General features: G+C 72.4%; 15 protein-coding genes. 7 read left to right on the plus strand and 8 right to left on the minus strand.

Annotation, left to right across the window (positions count from 1 at the left end):
• Positions 1 to 208: 208 nt before the first annotated feature.
• Complete coding sequence (locus ACZ4V1_RS31890; protein ID WP_468343265.1) at positions 209 to 703, minus strand: hypothetical protein; 495 nt, start codon at positions 701 to 703, stop codon at positions 209 to 211.
• Positions 704 to 1,035: 332 nt separating this feature from the next.
• Here ACZ4V1_RS31890 and ACZ4V1_RS31895 point away from each other — a divergent pair, with 332 nt between their 5' ends.
• Positions 1,036 to 1,701: a class F sortase gene (locus ACZ4V1_RS31895; protein WP_468343268.1), complete on the plus strand. Its 666-nt coding sequence runs from the start codon at positions 1,036 to 1,038 to the stop codon at positions 1,699 to 1,701.
• A 102-nt stretch (positions 1,702 to 1,803) separates the two neighbouring features.
• On the opposite strand, the gene ACZ4V1_RS31900 is transcribed toward ACZ4V1_RS31895, so the two are convergent.
• On the minus strand, positions 1,804 to 2,640 hold the full coding sequence (locus tag ACZ4V1_RS31900) for a polysaccharide deacetylase family protein (RefSeq protein WP_468343271.1): 837 nt from the start codon (positions 2,638 to 2,640) through the stop codon (positions 1,804 to 1,806).
• Between the two features lie 109 nt (positions 2,641 to 2,749).
• On the opposite strand from ACZ4V1_RS31900, the gene ACZ4V1_RS31905 reads away from it, so the two are divergent.
• Positions 2,750 to 3,211 (plus strand): universal stress protein, encoded by a 462-nt coding sequence (locus ACZ4V1_RS31905; RefSeq protein ID WP_468343274.1) that lies wholly within the window; start codon positions 2,750 to 2,752, stop codon positions 3,209 to 3,211.
• Positions 3,212 to 3,312: 101 nt separating this feature from the next.
• On the opposite strand, the gene ACZ4V1_RS31910 is transcribed toward ACZ4V1_RS31905, so the two are convergent.
• Complete coding sequence (locus ACZ4V1_RS31910) at positions 3,313 to 4,128, minus strand: alpha/beta fold hydrolase (protein WP_468343277.1); 816 nt, start codon at positions 4,126 to 4,128, stop codon at positions 3,313 to 3,315.
• A 57-nt stretch (positions 4,129 to 4,185) separates the two neighbouring features.
• Here ACZ4V1_RS31910 and ACZ4V1_RS31915 point away from each other — a divergent pair, with 57 nt between their 5' ends.
• The gene (locus ACZ4V1_RS31915) at positions 4,186 to 4,659 is read left to right on the plus strand and encodes a MarR family winged helix-turn-helix transcriptional regulator (protein WP_468343280.1); all 474 of its coding nucleotides are present in this window, start codon (positions 4,186 to 4,188) and stop codon (positions 4,657 to 4,659) included.
• Between the two features lie 18 nt (positions 4,660 to 4,677).
• Here the strand turns inward: ACZ4V1_RS31915 and ACZ4V1_RS31920 are convergent, their stop codons facing one another.
• Positions 4,678 to 5,832 carry a CapA family protein gene (locus ACZ4V1_RS31920; protein WP_468343283.1) on the minus strand — a complete coding sequence of 385 codons (1,155 nt, stop codon included), beginning with the start codon at positions 5,830 to 5,832 and terminating at the stop codon, positions 4,678 to 4,680.
• A gap of 232 nt (positions 5,833 to 6,064) precedes the next feature.
• Here ACZ4V1_RS31920 and ACZ4V1_RS31925 point away from each other — a divergent pair, with 232 nt between their 5' ends.
• The 3 genes from ACZ4V1_RS31925 (at position 6,065) to ACZ4V1_RS31935 (ending at position 8,112) form a co-directional block, all read left to right on the plus strand.
• A complete protein-coding gene (locus tag ACZ4V1_RS31925; RefSeq protein WP_468343286.1) occupies positions 6,065 to 6,619 on the plus strand; it encodes a sigma-70 family RNA polymerase sigma factor in 555 nt (184 codons plus the stop codon).
• Between the two features lie 141 nt (positions 6,620 to 6,760).
• Complete coding sequence (locus ACZ4V1_RS31930) at positions 6,761 to 7,273, plus strand: hypothetical protein (protein WP_468343289.1); 513 nt, start codon at positions 6,761 to 6,763, stop codon at positions 7,271 to 7,273.
• A 188-nt stretch (positions 7,274 to 7,461) separates the two neighbouring features.
• Positions 7,462 to 8,112: a zf-HC2 domain-containing protein gene (locus tag ACZ4V1_RS31935; RefSeq protein WP_468343292.1), complete on the plus strand. Its 651-nt coding sequence runs from the start codon at positions 7,462 to 7,464 to the stop codon at positions 8,110 to 8,112.
• A gap of 34 nt (positions 8,113 to 8,146) precedes the next feature.
• On the opposite strand, the gene ACZ4V1_RS31940 is transcribed toward ACZ4V1_RS31935, so the two are convergent.
• From ACZ4V1_RS31940 to ACZ4V1_RS31950, 3 genes are read right to left on the minus strand one after another with little or no spacing between them, the layout of a single operon-like run.
• Positions 8,147 to 9,010 carry an Fpg/Nei family DNA glycosylase gene (locus ACZ4V1_RS31940; protein ID WP_468343295.1) on the minus strand — a complete coding sequence of 288 codons (864 nt, stop codon included), beginning with the start codon at positions 9,008 to 9,010 and terminating at the stop codon, positions 8,147 to 8,149.
• Positions 9,011 to 9,051: 41 nt separating this feature from the next.
• Entirely contained in the window at positions 9,052 to 11,142 is a 2,091-nt protein-coding gene (locus tag ACZ4V1_RS31945; RefSeq protein ID WP_468343298.1) for a SpoIIE family protein phosphatase, read from the minus strand.
• Between the two features lie 58 nt (positions 11,143 to 11,200).
• Positions 11,201 to 12,313, minus strand: a complete 1,113-nt coding sequence (locus ACZ4V1_RS31950; RefSeq protein WP_468343301.1) for a DUF6777 domain-containing protein — start codon at positions 12,311 to 12,313, stop codon at positions 11,201 to 11,203.
• Positions 12,314 to 12,494: 181 nt separating this feature from the next.
• Between ACZ4V1_RS31950 and ACZ4V1_RS31955 the strand changes: the two genes are divergently transcribed.
• Complete coding sequence (locus tag ACZ4V1_RS31955) at positions 12,495 to 13,916, plus strand: lipase maturation factor family protein (protein WP_468343304.1); 1,422 nt, start codon at positions 12,495 to 12,497, stop codon at positions 13,914 to 13,916.
• Positions 13,917 to 13,964: 48 nt separating this feature from the next.
• On the opposite strand, the gene ACZ4V1_RS31960 is transcribed toward ACZ4V1_RS31955, so the two are convergent.
• Entirely contained in the window at positions 13,965 to 16,988 is a 3,024-nt protein-coding gene (locus tag ACZ4V1_RS31960) for an alpha-mannosidase (protein ID WP_468343307.1), read from the minus strand.
• Positions 16,989 to 17,005: the final 17 nt, after the last annotated feature.

Here is a 17,005-nt window from a genome sequence, read left to right on the forward strand (position 1 = left end):
GGGGGTAGGGGATTTGTCGGGTTTCACACAAAAGGGGTCTTCCCCCCAAACCCCAAAGTGGGCCGCGCAAAAAACCCTTGTCGGCGTGCGACGCGCGATCCGGCTGTGCGACACGTGCGCGCGATCCGAAGGCCTGTGCGCGGTCCGTGGGCGCCGGACGGGCCCGCCCCCCGAAGGCGGAGCCCGTACGGTGACGGACGGGGACGGGTCAGATCCGCCGCTCGGCGCGGCGGCGCATCCAGAACAGGCCGCCACCGGCGACGGCCGCCACGACGAGCCCGCCGCCGATGGCGATGTCGGTCGGCGTCGCCCCGCTGGAACTGCTGCCGCCGATACCGCCGCGCACACCGCCGATGACGGTGAAGGCGGCCGGACGCGTCAGTCGCCTGCCCGAGCAGTTGACGGTGATGTCGTACGAGCCGGGCCGGGCGTCCTCCCTGATGGTGGCGGTGCCCTTGGACGTCTCGTTGGCGCCCTTGACCGGGGTCAGGTGGGTCGTCCGGAAGGCGTCCGAGGTCATCGTGCCGCCCTGCGGGCAGCCGTCGACCGTGACGGTCATCTGACCGCCGCGGGCGATCACGCTGGGCAGGGCGACGATGTTGCTCGGCTGGTTGTGGTCGCCGCCGGCGGTGGCCGTGGGGGCGGCCAGCCCGAGGACAGCGACCGCGGCGCCGGCTGCCGCGAGGGCACGAGTGTTTCGCATGTGATCCTCCGCGGAAGACGCCCCGGGTCCCGTCCCCGGTCGATCGGCGAGAAAGCGCCTCCCAGAAAGACCCTCAGTTGCCCGGTGCGGGGCCGCATTTCGGGAATGGTCCGTCCTGGTGAGGGCGACTGCCGGGCCGGTACCGCGCGAGTGGATATCACCGCAGGTCACGGACCGTCAGAGATTTCCTGCCGGGGAAATCCCGGATGGCTCACGGAGGGGCGTGGGTGCCACCCGTTCGCCGCCGCCCCGTCGCCGGTCGGGCGCACCGCGCTTAGCGTGCTCGTATGCGCGGATGACACGGCGACGGCCGGGTCGAGAGGGGATGGCGAATGTATGCGTCCGAGTTGGCCGAAGAGGAGGAGCAGCGGAGGAAGCGCGCTCCCTGGGGCGTGATAGCGCTTGTTCTGCTGACCGGGCTCGCGCTCATCCGGAACGGTTCGGGGGAATTCGACGCGGGCCCGCCGCAGCCGGCGTCGGCCGCCGCCTCGGACACCCGCGTCGCCGGCGGCGACGCCGCGGCCGCGGGCCTGACGCCGCTGCCCTACTCGGTGCCCGACCGGGTGGGCATCCCCGCCATCCAGGTCGACGCGCCGATCATGCCGGTCGGTCTCGACGTGGACGGCTGGATCGGGGCACCGCCGCCCGAGGACCCCAATCTGGCCGGCTGGTTCACCGGCGCGGTCACCCCCGGGGAAAAGGGCACCGCGGTCGTCGTAGGCCATGTCGACAACAAACAGGGCCCCGCGGTCTTCTACGGGCTCGGGGCCCTGAAACAGGGAAACAAGGTCGAGGTGCACCGCCAGGACGGAAAGACGGCGGTCTTCGAGATCTACGGCATCGAGGTGTTCGAAAAGGACAATTTCCCCGGCGACCGGGTCTACGCGTCCAAGGGCAGCCCCGAATTGCGGGTCATCACCTGCGGTGGCGGTTTCTCCAAGCAGAACGGCTACGAGGGGAACGTCGTCGCCTTCGCCCGCCTGACCGAGATCCGCTGACCGATATCCGCCGGCCGATATCCGCCGGCCGAGACGCCCCGGCCGATATCCGCCGGCCGGGGCCCACCGAGCGGAGCCCCGGCCGGGCGCGCGGGGCGGGTGTCAGACGTACGGCCTCCGGGGAACGGTGAGGTGGTAGCCGGAGTCCAGCAGCTCGGGCAGGTAGGAGCGCAGGGCGCGGACACTCTGCGAGCGGTCGCCCCCGGCGTCGTGCGAGAGCACCACGACACCGGGGGCGGCGCCGTCCTCCACCCGGTCGACGATGGTCCCGGTGCCGGGGGTGGTCCAGTCGAGGGTGTCCACGGTCCAGGCGAGGGGTTCCATGCCCAGTTCGGCGCCGAGCTGGAAGGCGGCGCGGTTCCACGCTCCGTACGGGGCCCGGAACCAGCGGGGCGGCTCGCCGTAGGCCTGCTCGACGACCTCGCTCGTCCGCTCCATCTCGGAGCGGATGCGGCGCCGGCCGAGACGGGTCAGCAACGGGTGGGACCAGGTGTGGTTGCCGACGACGTGCCCCTCGTCGGACATCCGGGACAGCAGATCCCTGTTGTAGTCCGCCATCTCGCCGCACACGAAGAACGTCGCACGCACGTCGTACTTCGCCAGTGTGTCCAGGATGTCCGGGGTGTAGCGGGGGTCGGGTCCGTCGTCGAACGTGAGCAGCATCGTGCGCCCCCGGCCCGACACACGCAGGATCGGCTCGCTGCGCACCGGGGGCCGCGCGGGCGAGGCACGTGGCGCGCCGTATCCGGTCAAGGGCTGAAGGCGGTAGGCGGAGGGCTTGAGCGGACGGCGTGCCGGGGCACCCGGGGCGGGGGCGAGCGGTCGGGCCGGTCCGTCCCCCAGGGCCACCGCGAGCGCGCCGGCGGTGCCTGCCGCTCCCACGGCCGCGGCGCCGGCGAGCAGGGCGCGGCGTCGTGTCAGCAACTGATCCTTCTTCATGACTCATCAGTCGCCCGGCCACGGTCCGCCGCACCTGAGCAACACCGGTGCGGCGGCATGAAACCACCCGCACGGCCCAAGATCACGGGCGACCGGATAACCTCGCCGCGTGACGGAACAGCACTCCCAGCAGTTCGAACGGGGCACGGACGGGCCGAAGGTCATCGTGGCCGGGGTGGACGGCTCCGACTCCTCGCTCCGGGCGGCGGCCTACGCCGGCGGTCTGGCCCGGCGGCAGCGCGCGCTGCTCGCCGTGGTGTACGTGCAGCCGGTGCTGACGTCGGGCGCGGCGCTCGGAGCACCGGTGGCGGAGACGACCGACGAGATCGCCGAGGACCTGGTGGCCCAGATCCGGGAGGCGACCGAGCGGTCCAAGGGGATATTCGACGTGCGCTGGGAGTTCCACACCTTCCGCGGCGACCCCTACAACGGGCTGGTCAGGGCGGCCGACGAACTGAAGGCCGACGCCGTGGTGGTGGGCGCCTCCGAGCAGGCCGGGCACCGGATCGTCGGTTCCGTCGCGGTGCGGCTGGTGAAGGCGGGGCGCTGGCCCGTGACAGTCGTGCCGTAGTGGCGGACCCGCGGACCTGAGGTGCGGTTGGCCGTGTGGTTCGCGATCGGACCGGTGATCCACCTCGGGTACTCGTAGCGGAAGTCGGAACCGGCGCGGCGTCAGAGGGTGCGCAGGAAGTCGAGCAGGATCCTGTTGAACTCCTGCGGTTTCTCCAGGTTCGCGTAGTGACCGACGCCCTCGACGGTCACGGGCCGGCCGTCCCGGACGGTGCGGACCAGCCGTTCGGCGGCGCCGGTCAGGTCGTCCGGTTCGAGCGATCCGTTGACGGCGAGGACCGGGACGTCGATCTTCGGTACCCGGGACCACGTGTCGGTCATCGGCGTGTGCAGGTCGGGTTCGCCGGGGCTGTGCTTGGACATCGTGTGGAGGGCCATCTCGCTCAGCCGGCGCAGGATGCCGGGTTCGATGTCCTGTGCCGTCCGGTCCGGGCCGGGCACCACGCGCAGGAACGCGGCCAGCCAGCCCTCGAGGTCACCGGCCCCCAGGGTGCGGGCGTACTCCGCCTGGATCTCCCGGTACCAGGGATCGGTGTACTCGAAATCGCTGGTGGCGGCGCCACAGGCGACCACCGCGCGGACCAGTTCCGGGTATTCCACGGCGGTGTCGGTGGCGATCGCGCCGCCCATGGAGACACCGACGAGCACGGCGCGCCCTGCGTCGAGGTGCCGCAGCAGCTCGGCCAGGTCGTCCGCCCAGCGGAACGGCCTGGTGGCGTTGGCCGAGAAGCCGTGGCCGCGTACGTCGGGAGCGATCACGCGGTGGTGGGCGGCAAGGGCCGGAACCTGGGCGTCGTACAGGCGGTGGTCGACGAACCCGGAGTGGAGCAGCACCACGAGGTCCCCGGCCCCGGTGTCGCGGTAGGCGAGTTCGCCGTCCGAGGACGTGAAGTAACGCAGGTCCGAAGCGGCATTCATGACAACCAAGGTGTCATCTTGGAGGGATTTTGGCAACCTGGGTGTCATGATGGCGAGGTGAAGGATACCGACGCCCCCCTCCCGCCGGACGCGCTCGCCCAGCGCCTCACCGAGGTCTACGACCTGGTCGGCCCCCTCTACCGGCGCGCGCAGCGCAGCGTCGAGCAGGGCCTGGAGGCCGACGGCCTGTCCGTCGGCGTCCGCGCCGTGCTGACGCTGCTGCACCGCAACGGGCCGATGACCGTGCCGCAGATGGGCCGCGCCCAGGCGATCAGCAGGCAGTTCGTGCAGCGCATGGTCAACGACGCCGCGGCACTGGGCCTGGTGGAGAGCATCCCGAACCCCGCGCACCGCCGGTCGTCGCTGATCCGGCCGACCGGGCGGGGCGAGGAGACCATCGCCGACGTGCTGGACCGGGAGCACCGGCTGCTGCGCGAGGTCGGTGGCGACCTCAGCGACGCCGACGTCGCCACCTGCCTGCGGGTGCTCGGGGCGATGCTCACGGCCCTGGATCACGTGGACGACGCCTGAGCGGCCAGGACGCCCGGCCTACTTCCCCATCACCAGGCCGTCCCCGGCCGCGCCCCGGCTGAGTACGACGTCGCGGATACGGTCGCGCACGGCACGCACGTCGGCGCCCTTGTCCAGTGCGCGGTTGAGGTTCACCACCCGGCCGGCGTCGACGTCGAACAGCTGCGGGACGAACTCGGCCCTGGTCACCCGCCAGCGTTCGCCGGACCTGGCGGGCGGGGCGAAGGTGAAGCGGCCGATGGTCGACTGGTTGCCGCGCGGATCGCGGGCACCCTCGTCGTTGATCATCTCGCCCGCGATCTGGTCGCCCATCCCGTAGATCACCCAGGTGCCGTTGACCTTCTCGTACGCCTGCGGGACATGGGCGTGGGTGCCGAGGATCAGGTCGATGTCGGGGCGGTCGCCGGTCCGGGCCGCGGTCAGACTCCGGGCCAGGGTCAACTGGTCCCGGTCGGGCTCGTCCTGCCATTCGGTGCCCCAGTGCAGGGACACGACGACGATGTCCGCGCCGGCCTGCCGAGCGGCCCGGGCGTCCGTGACGATCCGCTCCTCGTCGATCAGGCCGACCGCCCAGGGCTGCTCCTCGGGAATCGGGTGGCCGTTGGTGTGGAGGGTGTAGGCGAGGTGGGCGACGTCGGCCCGGCCCGCGCGCAGGATCGTCGTGGTGCCCGCCTCGGCCTCGGTGCGCGCCGTGCCGGCGTGCCGCACACCGGCCCGGTCGAGGGCGTCCAGGGTGCGGCGGATGCCGTCGGCGCCGTCGTCGACGCTGTGGTTGGAGGCCGTGGAGCACCCGTCGTAGCCGGTGGCGGCCAGGGCCTCGGCCACTTCCGGCGGGGACTTGAAGAGGGGGTACCCGCTGTAGTCGCCCTTCGCGCCGTACACGGTCTCCATGTGGCACAGGGCGAGGTCGGCGCGCGAGACGACGGGCCCGGCGCCGGAGAGCATGGGGCGGAAGTCGTAGCCGGTGCCGCCGGCGTCGAAGCGGGCCCGTTCGATGATCGAGTCGTGCGGCAGTACGTCGCCGGACGCGACCAGGGTGAAGACGCCGGTGTCGGCGGCGGACGGGGCCGGGGCCGGCCGTTTCGGCGGTTCGTGGTCGCGGGCCTGGCAGGCCGCGCCCACGGTGAGAAGGGCGGTCAGGGCCAGGGCCACCTGCCGACTGCGTGTGATCATCCGTTCGCTCCGCTGGGGTCGCACACACCGATGAATAGTCACATTTACTGACAAACAGGAAATGAGGCTCACGGCGTCCAGGGCGACTCCGACACGCCCATTAGCCCGTCCGGCGTGCGCGAACGGGGTGCGCCGACCGTTCGTCGAACCGTTCGTCGACGCGATCGACCGTCCGTCGCACACCCGTGCGCGCGCCCTGTCCCCGAGCGGCGCCCTGCGATGCCATACGGCCATGACGGCCGGAATCACCCTGACGGACAGGACGAACGGGACGACCGCCGAGCACGAGCTCGCCGCACTGCAGCGCGAGCACGGCCGGCCGTTGTTCGCGCTGCTGCTGCGGCTCAGCGACGGCGACCGGCAGCGTGCCGAGGACCTCGTGCAGGAGACCCTGGTCCGCGCCTGGCAGCACCCCGAGGCCCTGCGCGCCGACGACTTCGACTCGGTGCGGCCCTGGCTGCTCACCGTGGCCCGGCGCCTCGCGATCGACGCGCGCCGGGCCCGGCAGGCGCGCCCTGCGGAGGTCGGCGACGCCGTACTGGAGAACGCGCCGGTCTGCGCCGATCACGCCGAACGCGCCGCCGCGGCCCTGGACGTGCGCGAAGCTGTGAAGACACTCACTCCTGAGCACCGTGAAGTCCTGGTGCTGGTGTACTTCCAGGGGGCGAGTGTGGCGGAAGCCGCGGCAGCCCTGGGCATCCCGCCCGGTACCGTGAAGTCCCGCGCGTACTACGCGCTGCGCGCCCTGCGCAGGGTGCTACCGGGATACGCCGCCGACCTGCGGTGAAACCGACCGCATGGTCAAGCCTCCGTAAAGCGCCTTGCCCTGGACCCCGGTTGAGTAATCGGCTGTCCTCATCCGTGTTCCGGACGGGGGCCCATGACCCGGGTCGGGCGACGCGCACGCACCGGAGGAAGGCAGGAAGGGATGCTGCACAGAGGTCAAGAGAGCACGGACGGCACCGGTGGGGGCGAACTGACCGTTCCCATGGCGTGGCTGTACGCCGAGTACATCGCCGACGAGCTGCTGCGGACCGGCGACCTGATGCCGCCGACGTCCTTCGAGTTCCGCGCCGGGCGCGACGCCCTGGCGCTGACCGTCTTCCTGTCCGACACCGACGACGAACTCGGCGGCATCCGGGTCATCACCCGGATGGAGACCTGGCTGTCGTTGACCGCCTACGACCAGCCGTGGCACGAGTGGGTGCGGTCGAGACTGGCCGAGGCCACGGCCGACGCGGTGGCCGCCGGCCGGTACTCGCCGGACCTGGAGCTGGCCCGGGAGGCCTGGCGCTGGCTCCAGGAGACCGAGCTGCTCGCCCCCGACCTGAACGCGGTCCCGGGCGGAGCGGTGAGCGGGGAGGACGAGGGCCCGAAGGTGTGGACGCCGGCGTGGCAGCTGGGGCTGCCGCTCGGCCACCTGGCCATCCACCTCTTCTAGGGCCCGTCCGGTTCCCGGGAGCCCGGCCCGCTTCACGAACTTCTTCGAGGACGGACCAATCCACGGGCTCGGCCGCTCCGAACCCCTTGGCCGCGATTCTGTCGTGGCTTGAGTGATTCGGCCGTCCGGTGCGTACGGGTGGGAGCACGCAGTAACCCCACCCGCACCCAACGGCACGAGGATTCGGCATGAGGTCCCTGGAAAGGCATCGTGACGTCGGCGCCTACGCGCTCGGCGTGCTGGACGAGGCGGAAGCGTTCCGCTTCGAGGACCACCTCATGGAGTGCCCCGGGTGCGCGGCTCAGGTGACCGAATTCGGCCCCGCCACCCGGCAGTTGATGCTGTACCGGCAGGCGACGCCACGCCTCGTCCATCCCATGACCAGGCCCGGCCCGAGCCTGCTGGACCGCCTGCTGTCCGAGGTGGCGGCACGCCAACGGGCCGGCCGCAGGCGAGTGCTGTACGCCGTGGCCGCCGCGGTCGTGTGTGCCGTGGCCGGTCCCGGCGTCGTCATCCACGCGGCGCAGGGCGACCCGGCCGTACGGGTCACCGCGACCGACGAGCGGTCCGGGGTGTGGGCGCAGGTCACCACCGAGGACGAGGCCTGGGGTACCGACGTGCAACTCGAGGTGAAGGACGGCGCGGGGCCGCGATCCTGCCGGCTGGTCGCCGTCGGCCGCGACGGCACGGAGCAGACGGTCACCAGCTGGAACGCCCCCGGGCACGACGACCGGCCCAGCACCATGCACGGCGGGGCCGCCCTGCATCCCGACCAGATCGCCCGCTACGAGGTGCGCACCGCGGACGGGGAACACCTGGTGACGCTGCCCGCCGGATGACCGGCGAAGGACGGAGCGGGAAGCGCCGGCGGCGCTACTTGAGCAGTCGGGACAGCCTCCGGTCCGCCAGCGGCTTGCCGCCGGTCTGGCAGGTCGGGCAGTACTGGAGCGAGGAGTCGCTGTAGGAGACCTCGCGAACGGTGTCGCCGCACACCGGGCAGGGCTCGCCGGTGCGGCCGTGCACGCGCAGCCCGCTCTTCTTCTCGGCCTTCAGGCGGCCGGCGGCGACGCCCCGGGAGCGTTCGACCGCCTCGGTGAGCGTGCCCCGCAGCGCGGCGTACAGCCGTGCCGTCTCCTCGTCGGTGAGCGACGCGGCCAGCTTGAAGGGGGACATCCGCGCCACGTGCAGGATCTCGTCGCTGTACGCGTTTCCCACGCCCGCGATCAGGCTCTGGTCGCGCAGGGCTCCCTTGAGCTGCCGCCGCTCGCCGTGGAGGAGCGCGGCGAATCGCGCCTCGTCGAAGTCGTCGGCGAGCGGGTCGGGGCCGAGCCGGGCCACGCCGGGCACCTGCCGCGCATCGGCCACGGCGTACACGGCGAGCCGCTTCTGTGTGCCCGCCTCCGTCAGGTCGAAGCCGGCGCCGGTCTCCAGGGCGACCCGCAGGGCGAGCGGGCCCTTGCCGGGGCGGGGCAGACCGCTGGGGAGAGCGTCCTTCCAGTGCAGCCAGCCCGCGCGGGCCAGATGGGTCACCAGATGCGGGCCGTCGGCGGTCTCGACGTCGAGGAACTTGCCGTGGCGGTGCACCGCGGTCACCCGGTGGCCCTCCAGGGCGGTGAGCGGTGGGTCGTACGTCTTCAGGACGCTGATCGCCACGGGCAGGACACGGACGATCTCGCGGCCGGTGAGGTGCTCGGTCAGGAAGTCCCTGAGCGCCTCGACCTCGGGCAGTTCGGGCATACGTCCAGAGTGCCACCGCAGACCGGCAGCGCCAGTGGGGTTCAGCCCGCGCGGTGGGACACCAGGAACTCGGACCACACGCACTTGCCGCCGCCGCGCGCCTCCACGCCCCAGTCGTCGGCGAGCGCCTCGACCAGGAGCAATCCGCGTCCGGAGACACCGGAGTCCCCTGCCTCGCGGCGGCGCGGCAGGGCGCTGGAGGAGTCCTCGACCTCCACCCGCAGCCGGCGATCGGTGCCAGTGAGCAACCGCAGGGTGACGACGGCGGAGCCCTCGGTGTGCATGAGGGCGTTGGTGACCAGCTCGTCGGCGACCAGCTCGATCTCGTCGCTCTGCCCCGCGGCTCCCCAGGCGCGGACGGCGGCGCGGATCATGTGCCGGGCCTCGGTGAGGGCCTCGGGGTCGCCCGGGGACACGTGCTGCTGGAGCCGGCCGAAGGTCCTCGGGGCGCCCGTTCCGTGGCGGCGCAGCAGGAGCAGCGCCACGTCGTCGTCGCCGCGGCGCTCCTCGGCCACGTCGATGAGCCGGTCGGCCAGGTCGCGCACGTCCTGGGGGCCGGAGGCGACCAGCGCCGTCAGGACCGCTATCCCCTCGTCGAGGTCGGCGCCGGGCTGCTCGACCAGGCCGTCGGTGCACAGCAGCAGCGTGTTGCCCGGGTCCAGCTCCACGGTGGCGACCGGGTAGGCGAGGCGTCCGAACTCGGCGGACAGGCCGAGCGGCAGCCCGCCCTCGAGAGGGACGCGGCGGCAGGTGCCGTCGCTGTGGCGCAGCAGTGGGTCGATGTGCCCGGCGCGGACCACCTGGACCACCCCGGTGCCCAGGTCGGCCTCCGCGTACAGGCAGGTCGCGAAGCGGTCGGTGTCCAGTTCGTGGAGGAAGACGGAGGCCCGCGCCATCACCGTGGCCGGGGGGTGGCCCTCGGCGGCGTAGGCGCGCAGCACGATGCGCAGCTGGCCCATGACGGCGGCGGCGTGCGTGTCGTGGCCCTGGACGTCGCCGATGACGGCGCCCACCCGGCCGCCGGGCAGCGGGATCAGGTCGTACCAGTCGCCGCCGATGTCCCGGCCGAGGGCACCGCCGATGGTGGCCGCGCGGTAGCGCACGGCGACGTCGCAGCCGGGCACGCTGGGGATGGTGCGCGGCAGCATGGCCTGCTGAAGGCCCTCGGCGAGGTCCATCTCCTGCTCGTAGAGCATGGCCCGTTGCAGGCTCTGCGCGATGCCGCTGCCGAGCGCGACGAGTACGTTGCGGTCCTCCGCCGAGAAGCCGCGCCGGTCGCTGTAGAGGAGCCCGATCGCGCCGATCGGCCGGGCCTGGGCGATCAGCGGCAGGTAGGCGGCCGCGGTGATGTTCAGGTGGGTGATGCTCTGCCACAGCGAGGGGTAGCGCTCCGCGAAGTCCTCCGGCGACTCGATGAAGCGGGGGCTGAGGGTCCGTACGGCCTCGCTCATCGGGTACGGCTCGTCGATCCGGGTGACCCGGGTGCCGGGGACGAAGCTGTTGTCGGGACCGTCGGCGACCAGCCGGATGCGGCCGGCCTCGACGAGGCCCATCACGAGGCTGGTGGCGCCCAGGCGGGTGAGGCCGTGGGTGTCCCGCAGGACCTCGATGACATCGTCCACCGTGCGGGCGTGCGCGAGTGCGGCCGTGGCGAGCTGGACGACGTTGGTGAGCCGGCGGCGGGCCTCGTTCTGTGCGGCCTGCTCGCGGCGGGCCTCGATGTCGGCGACCTCCTGGGTGGCGTCGCGGACGATGCCGATGATCCGGCGGGGGCGGCCCGTCTCGTCGCGCCGGATGTAGCCCTGGGTGCGGGTCCAGCGCAGGGTGCCGTCGCGGCAGCGCAGGCGGAAGTAGGTGCCGTAGTTCTCGCTGCCGTCCTTCATGGCCTGGGCGACCAGTGCGTCCAGGCGGCTGCCCTCCGCGGCGGGAACCCGCACCGCCAGCGACTCGGGGCGCCCGTCGTACTCCTCGGGGCGCAGGTCGAACACCTCGTAGGCCTGCGCGTCCATGTGGAAGAGTCCCGTGTCCAGGTCCCAGTCGAAGCTGCCCATGCGGTTGAGCGCCAGGATCGGGTCCGGGTGGGCGGGCCAGTCGTCCGGGAGTGACAGGGCACTCGCTCCCCGATCAGCCATGGGCCCCACCTTGCCAGGATTTGCCTGATTCTTCGACTTGTTCGGCTTCTTCGGGCTGTCAGAAGACATCCGCGGAAGTGCCGCCGCCGGGCAGGTCGGGAGCGTCCGGAGCGCTGTCCGGGTCGAACTCGGTCGTCTCCTCGGTGGGTACGTCGTCCGGGTACGCCTCTTCGTACCTCTCGTCGTACCTCTCGTCGTACGTCTCCGCGTACCTCTCCTCGTACGCCCCTTCCTGGGGCTCCTCGTACACCTCTTCGTGCATCTCCCCCGGGCTCGGCGAGGAGCTGCGCGCGTCGGCCGCCGGGGTGGCGGGAGGCGGCGAGGACGGAGCCGGAGTCGGAGTCGGAGTGGGAGCCCGGGTCGGTGTACCGGCGGCCCACGCGGGAGTGGGGACGGGCCGGTCGTGGCGCGTGTCGTGGCCGAGCCGCCGCTCGATCCAGGCGTCGCCGACGGTGCTGACGAGGGTGAGGCCGGTGATGGCCCGGGGTGCCGGAGTCACGGCGATCACCTCGGCGGGCCGGTAGCCGGGCCAGGGCAGGCCGCGGGTGACGGACTCGCCGCCGGCCGCGGCCGGTGCCTTCAGCGGGTTGCCGCAGGCACAGCGGACGCGCGGCACTCCCCGGTCGTCGACGAGGACGGCGGTGCCCGCCTGGAGGACCGCCTGGTATCCGGTGGCCCGGCCGTCCCGGTAGCCGTGGTTGGTGACCCGGGTGTCGGCGCGCAGCACCACCGGGGTGAGTTTGCGCAGGTAGTCGGGGACCGTCCCGGTGGAGACACCGGCGGCCCCGGCGAAGGCGCGGGTACGGGCCGGGTGCGCGGCCAGATGGCCGATCTGCCGGGTGACGTCGCAGCTGCCGACGTGCTGGATGCCGCCGTAGAGGCCGGGCGTCCCGCCCGAGAGGGCGCGCGGCCCGTCGAGCGCGACGGACGTGCCGGCCGCGGACGCGGACCGCTGCGTTCGGGCGGCCGGGGGCGGGGTAGCCGTCGAGACGGCCGTGGAGTCCGTGAACGGGTCCGGGCCCCGGGCGGCGGCCGGCTGGAGGTGGAGTGCTCCGCCCGCGTCGGCGGCCGGATCGCCGTCGGCACCGGCGACACCGCAGCCGGTGGTGCCGCCCAGGAGCGCCACCGAGAGCAGGCAGGCGGCGACGGAGGGGCCGAGAGATGTCCGCACCGCGCGCTCCTGTCGGTCGGGGAAGAACAATCCACGGGAAGGACCGTCAACAACAATTCAGACAACCGGCCACTATTGTCTGCTTCGCTCGCTCATGTCACGCAACCGGAGCGGCGACGTACGGAGAGTGACACACCGGGGAGTGACACTCCGGAGCAGGACGCACGCTAGGAGCGCGGCCGTGGAGTGGTTCACCGCACCCGACTACTGGCTGAGCCGGCTGGTCTTCCAGCGGGCCCTGGCCGTCGTGTATCTGGTCGCGTTCCTGACGGCGGCCCTGCAGTTCCGTCCGCTCATGGGCGAGCGCGGCCTGACACCGGTGCCCCGGTTCGTCGAGCGGGTGCCGTTCAAACGGGCGCCGAGCCTGTTCCAGCTGCGCTACTCGGACCGTCTCTTCGCGAGCGTGGCGTGGGCGGGCTGCGCGGTGTCGGCGGCACTGGTGGCGGGGCTGGACTCACTGCTGCCGCTGTGGGGGGCGATGCTGCTGTGGCTGGTGCCGTGGGTCCTGTATCTGTCGATCGTCAATGTCGGGCAGACCTGGTACTCGTTCGGCTGGGAGTCGCTGCTGCTGGAGACGGGTTTCGTCGCCGTGTTCCTCGGCAACGACGAGGTGGCGCCGCCGATCGTCGTGCTGTTCCTGCTGCGCTGGCTGCTGTTCCGGGTCGAGTTCGGGGCGGGGCTGATCAAGATGCGGGGCGACGAGTGCTGGCGGAAGCTGACCTGCCTGGACCACCACCACGAGACCCAGCCGATGCCGGGCCCGCTGAGCTGGTTCTTCCATCACCTCCCCCGGCCCCTGCACCGTGTCGAGGTGGCCGCGAACCACGTCACGCAGCTCGTGGTGCCCTTCCTGCTGTTCACCCCGCAGCCCGTCGCGACGGCCGCCGCCGCGCTGATGATCGCGACCCAGCTCTGGCTGGTGCTGTCGGGCAACTTCTCCTGGCTGAACTGGATCACCATCGTGCTGGCCCTGTCGGCGGTCCGGTTCCCCGCCGATCCGCCGTCCGTGTCCGCCGCGCCGCTCTGGTACGAGGCCGTGGTCCTCGCGGTGGCGGCACTGCTGGTGTTCCTGAGCCACCGGCCGGTGCGCAACATGCTCTCCCGGCGCCAGGTGATGAACCGCTCCTTCGACTCGCTCCACCTGGTCAACACCTACGGGGCCTTCGGAACCGTCAGCCGGGTCCGCTACGAGGTGGTGATCGAGGGCACCGCCGACGAGACGGCCCGCGAGGACGGGGACTGGCGGGAGTACGAGTTCAAGGGCAAGCCCGGTGACCCGCGACGCTGGCCGCGCCAGTTCGCGCCGTACCACCTGCGGCTGGACTGGCTGATGTGGTTCGCCGCGCTGTCGCCCTCCTACGCCGGCTCGTGGTTCGGCACCCTGGTGGAGCGGCTGCTGGAGAACGACCGCGCGACGCTGAAGCTGCTGCGCCGCTCGCCGTTCCCGCCCGACGCGCCGCCGCGCTTCGTCCGCGCCCGGCTGTTCCGGTACCGGTACACGACATGGCGCGAGCTGCGCGAGACGGGCGCGTGCTGGGAGCGGACCTACGTGCGGGAGTACCTGCCGCCGACCCGGCTGGTGGACACCGGCCGGCCATCGTGACGGGGGGACGGGCCCGGCCCGGTGGGCAGGCCGGGCCCGTCCCCCTTGCTACGCGCGCTCGAGCCGCAGGGTCATGAGCTGGAACGGACGCAGCCGTACGGCGATCCGGTCGCCGTCGGCCTCGACGGCGGACCCCTCCTCGGCGAGCGGCCGCTCCAGCAGGTCGGTCACCGCCACCCCGGCGACCGGGAAGCCGGCCGTCAGGGTGGCCCGCACCCGGCCGCCGTGGGCCTCGTGGAAGCGGACCACCACGTCACCGCTGCCGTCGTCGGCCAGCTTGACGGCGGTGACCACGACCGCGTCCCGGTCGGCCGACACCAGCGGCGCGACCTCCCCGGCGCCCGTCACCCGCCGCTCGGGCAGGTTGATCCGCCAGCCCTCGCGCACGGCGTCGCCGATGCCCGCGCCCGGGACCAGCGCGTGCCGGAACCGGTGCACGCCCTGGTCGGTCTCGGGGTCGGGGAAGCGCGGGGCGCGCAGCAGGGACACCCGGACCGTGGTGGTCGTACCGGCGCCGCCGCCGGTGCGGACGGTGCGGGTGACGTCGTGGCCGTACGTCGAGTCGTTGACGACGGCCACGCCCCAGCCGGGCTCCTCCAGGTGGAGGAAGCGGTGGTTGCAGGCCTCGAACTTGGCGGCCTCCCAGCTGGTGTTGGTGTGGGTCGGCCGGTGGAAGTGCCCGAACTGGGTCTCGGACGCGTACCGTTCGGCGTGCACGTCGAGCGGGAAGGCGAGCTTGAGGAACTTCTCCGTCTCGTGCCAGTCGACCTCGGTGTCCACCTCGAGGCGCCGCTCCCCCGGCGCCAGCGTCAGCACCTGGGTGACGCGGGAGGAGCCGAAGGAACGGGTGATCCGCACGGAGGCGCCGTCGTCGCCGGGGACGACCTCGTCGGCGTCGGTGAGGTCGGTGACCGTGTTGCGGTAGAACTCGTCGACGTCCCAGGCGTCCCACATGTTCGGGAAGTCGGGGTGGAGCTGGAGCAGGTTGCCCGCCTCGCCGGGAGCGATCGTCTCGCGGTCGGCGTCGATGTCGTACGCCGAGACGACCAGCCCCCGGCCGTCGATCCCGACGCGCAGCAGGCCGTTGTCGAGGACGTGCCCGCCGTCGGGGCGCGGGGTGAGGGCGGTGCGGCCCTCGGCGGCGGGCGCTGCGGCGGCGCCCGCCTGGACGCCGGCCCGGGTGTGCGGGGCGGAGTTGAAGACGAGCGGGGTGTCGCCCTCGCCGGCCAGGGCGCGCTGCGCGGCGTCGATGATCCGGTTCAGCTCGCCGGCGACGCGGTCGTAGGTCGCGCGTGCCTCACGGTGCACCCAGGCGATGGAGGAGCCGGGCAGGATGTCGTGGAACTGGTGCAGCAGGACCGTCTTCCAGATGCGGTCCAGGTCGTCGTACGGGTACGGGAACCCGGCGCGCACGGCCGCCGTGGCCGCCCACAGCTCGGCCTCTCGCAGGAGGTGTTCGCTGCGGCGGTTGCCCTGCTTGGTCCTGGCCTGGCTGGTGAGGGTGGCGCGGTGGAGTTCGAGGTAGAGCTCGCCGACCCAGACGGGCGGCTCGGGGTTCTCGGCCTCGGCCTTCTCGAAGAAGGCCCCCGGGGTCTCCCAGGTGACCGTCGCCGAGCCTTCGAGGTCGCGCAGCCGGGCCGCCTTGGCGATCATCTCGCGGGTGGTGCCGCCGCCTCCGTCGCCCCAGCCGGTCGGGGCGAGGGAGTGCCGTGCGACGCCCTTGTCCTTGAAGTTGCGGGCGGCGTGCGCGATCTCGCTGCCCTTCATGGCACAGTTGTAGGTGTCGACGGGCGGGAAATGGGTGAAGATCCGGGTGCCGTCGATGCCCTCCCAGCGGAAGGTGTGGTGCGGGAACTTGTTCGTCTGCGACCAGGAGATCTTCTGCGTCAGCAGGTACTTGGTGCCGGCCGCCTTGATGATCTGCGGCAGCCCGGCCGCGAAGCCGAAGGTGTCCGGCAGCCACGCCTCGTCGTTCTCGACACCGAACTCGTCGAGGAAGAACCGCTTGCCGTGCACGAACTGCCGGGCCATCGCCTCCGAGCCGGGCATGTTGGTGTCCGACTCCACCCACATGCCGCCGGCCGGCACGAAGCGGCCGTCCGCCACGGCCTTCTTCACCCGCGCCCACACCTCGGGCCGGTGGTCGCGCACCCACGCCCACTGCTGGGCCTGCGACATGGCGAAGACGAAGTCCGGCTCGTCCTCGAGGAGGGCGGTCATGTTGGAGGTGGTGCGGGCCACCTTGCGCACGGTCTCGCGCAGCGGCCACAGCCACGCCGAGTCGATGTGCGCGTGGCCGACCGCGCTGATGCGGTGCGCGGAGGGGACGGCGGGGGCGGAGAGGACGCCGGTGAGGCGGGCACGGGCCTGCTCCGCCGTGCCGTTCACGTCCTGGAGATCGACGGCGTCCAGCGCCTTGTCGACGGCGCGCAGGATCTCCCAGCGGCGCGGCGACTCCACCGGCAGCTCGGCCATCAGCTCGCCGAGGACCTCCAGGTCGAGGACGAGGTGCCACACCGTCTCGTCGAGAACGGCGAGGTCCATGCGGGTCAGCGTGTACTGCGGTTCGCGGCCGGCGGTGTCCTTGTCGCCCAGCCGCGTCGGCACGAAGGGGTGGTAGTCGAGGATGACGGGGTTGGAGGCCGCCTCGATATGCAGGCGTACCTCCTCGCCGCCCTCGGCGGGAGCGCCGACGCGCACCCACTGGTTGCGTGGGTTGAGGCCCTTCACCGGGGTGCCGTCCGGCCGGTAGACCAGGCCCTCGCACTGGAAGCCGGGCATGTTCTCGTCGAAGCCGAGGTCGAGGATCGCCTCGACGGTCTTCCCGGCCCACTCCTTCGGCACGGTGCCGGTGACGCGGAACCAGCTGGTGCCCCAGGGAGCGCCCCAGCGGGCGCCCGCCTCGACGGGCTCGGGGTCGGACGCGAGTCCCTCGGCGACCGGCACGGGCTCGCCGGGGGCGTTCCACACCGCGACGTCCAGCGGCACGGACTCGGGGTACACGGCAGGGCGGATGCGCTCGTCGAGGACGCGCTTGAGGCGGGCTTCGACCAGATTGCGGTCGTCATGCATGCGGGTGCTCCGGGGTC

The sequence above is a fragment of the Streptomyces sp. NPDC028991 genome (assembly GCF_055564775.1).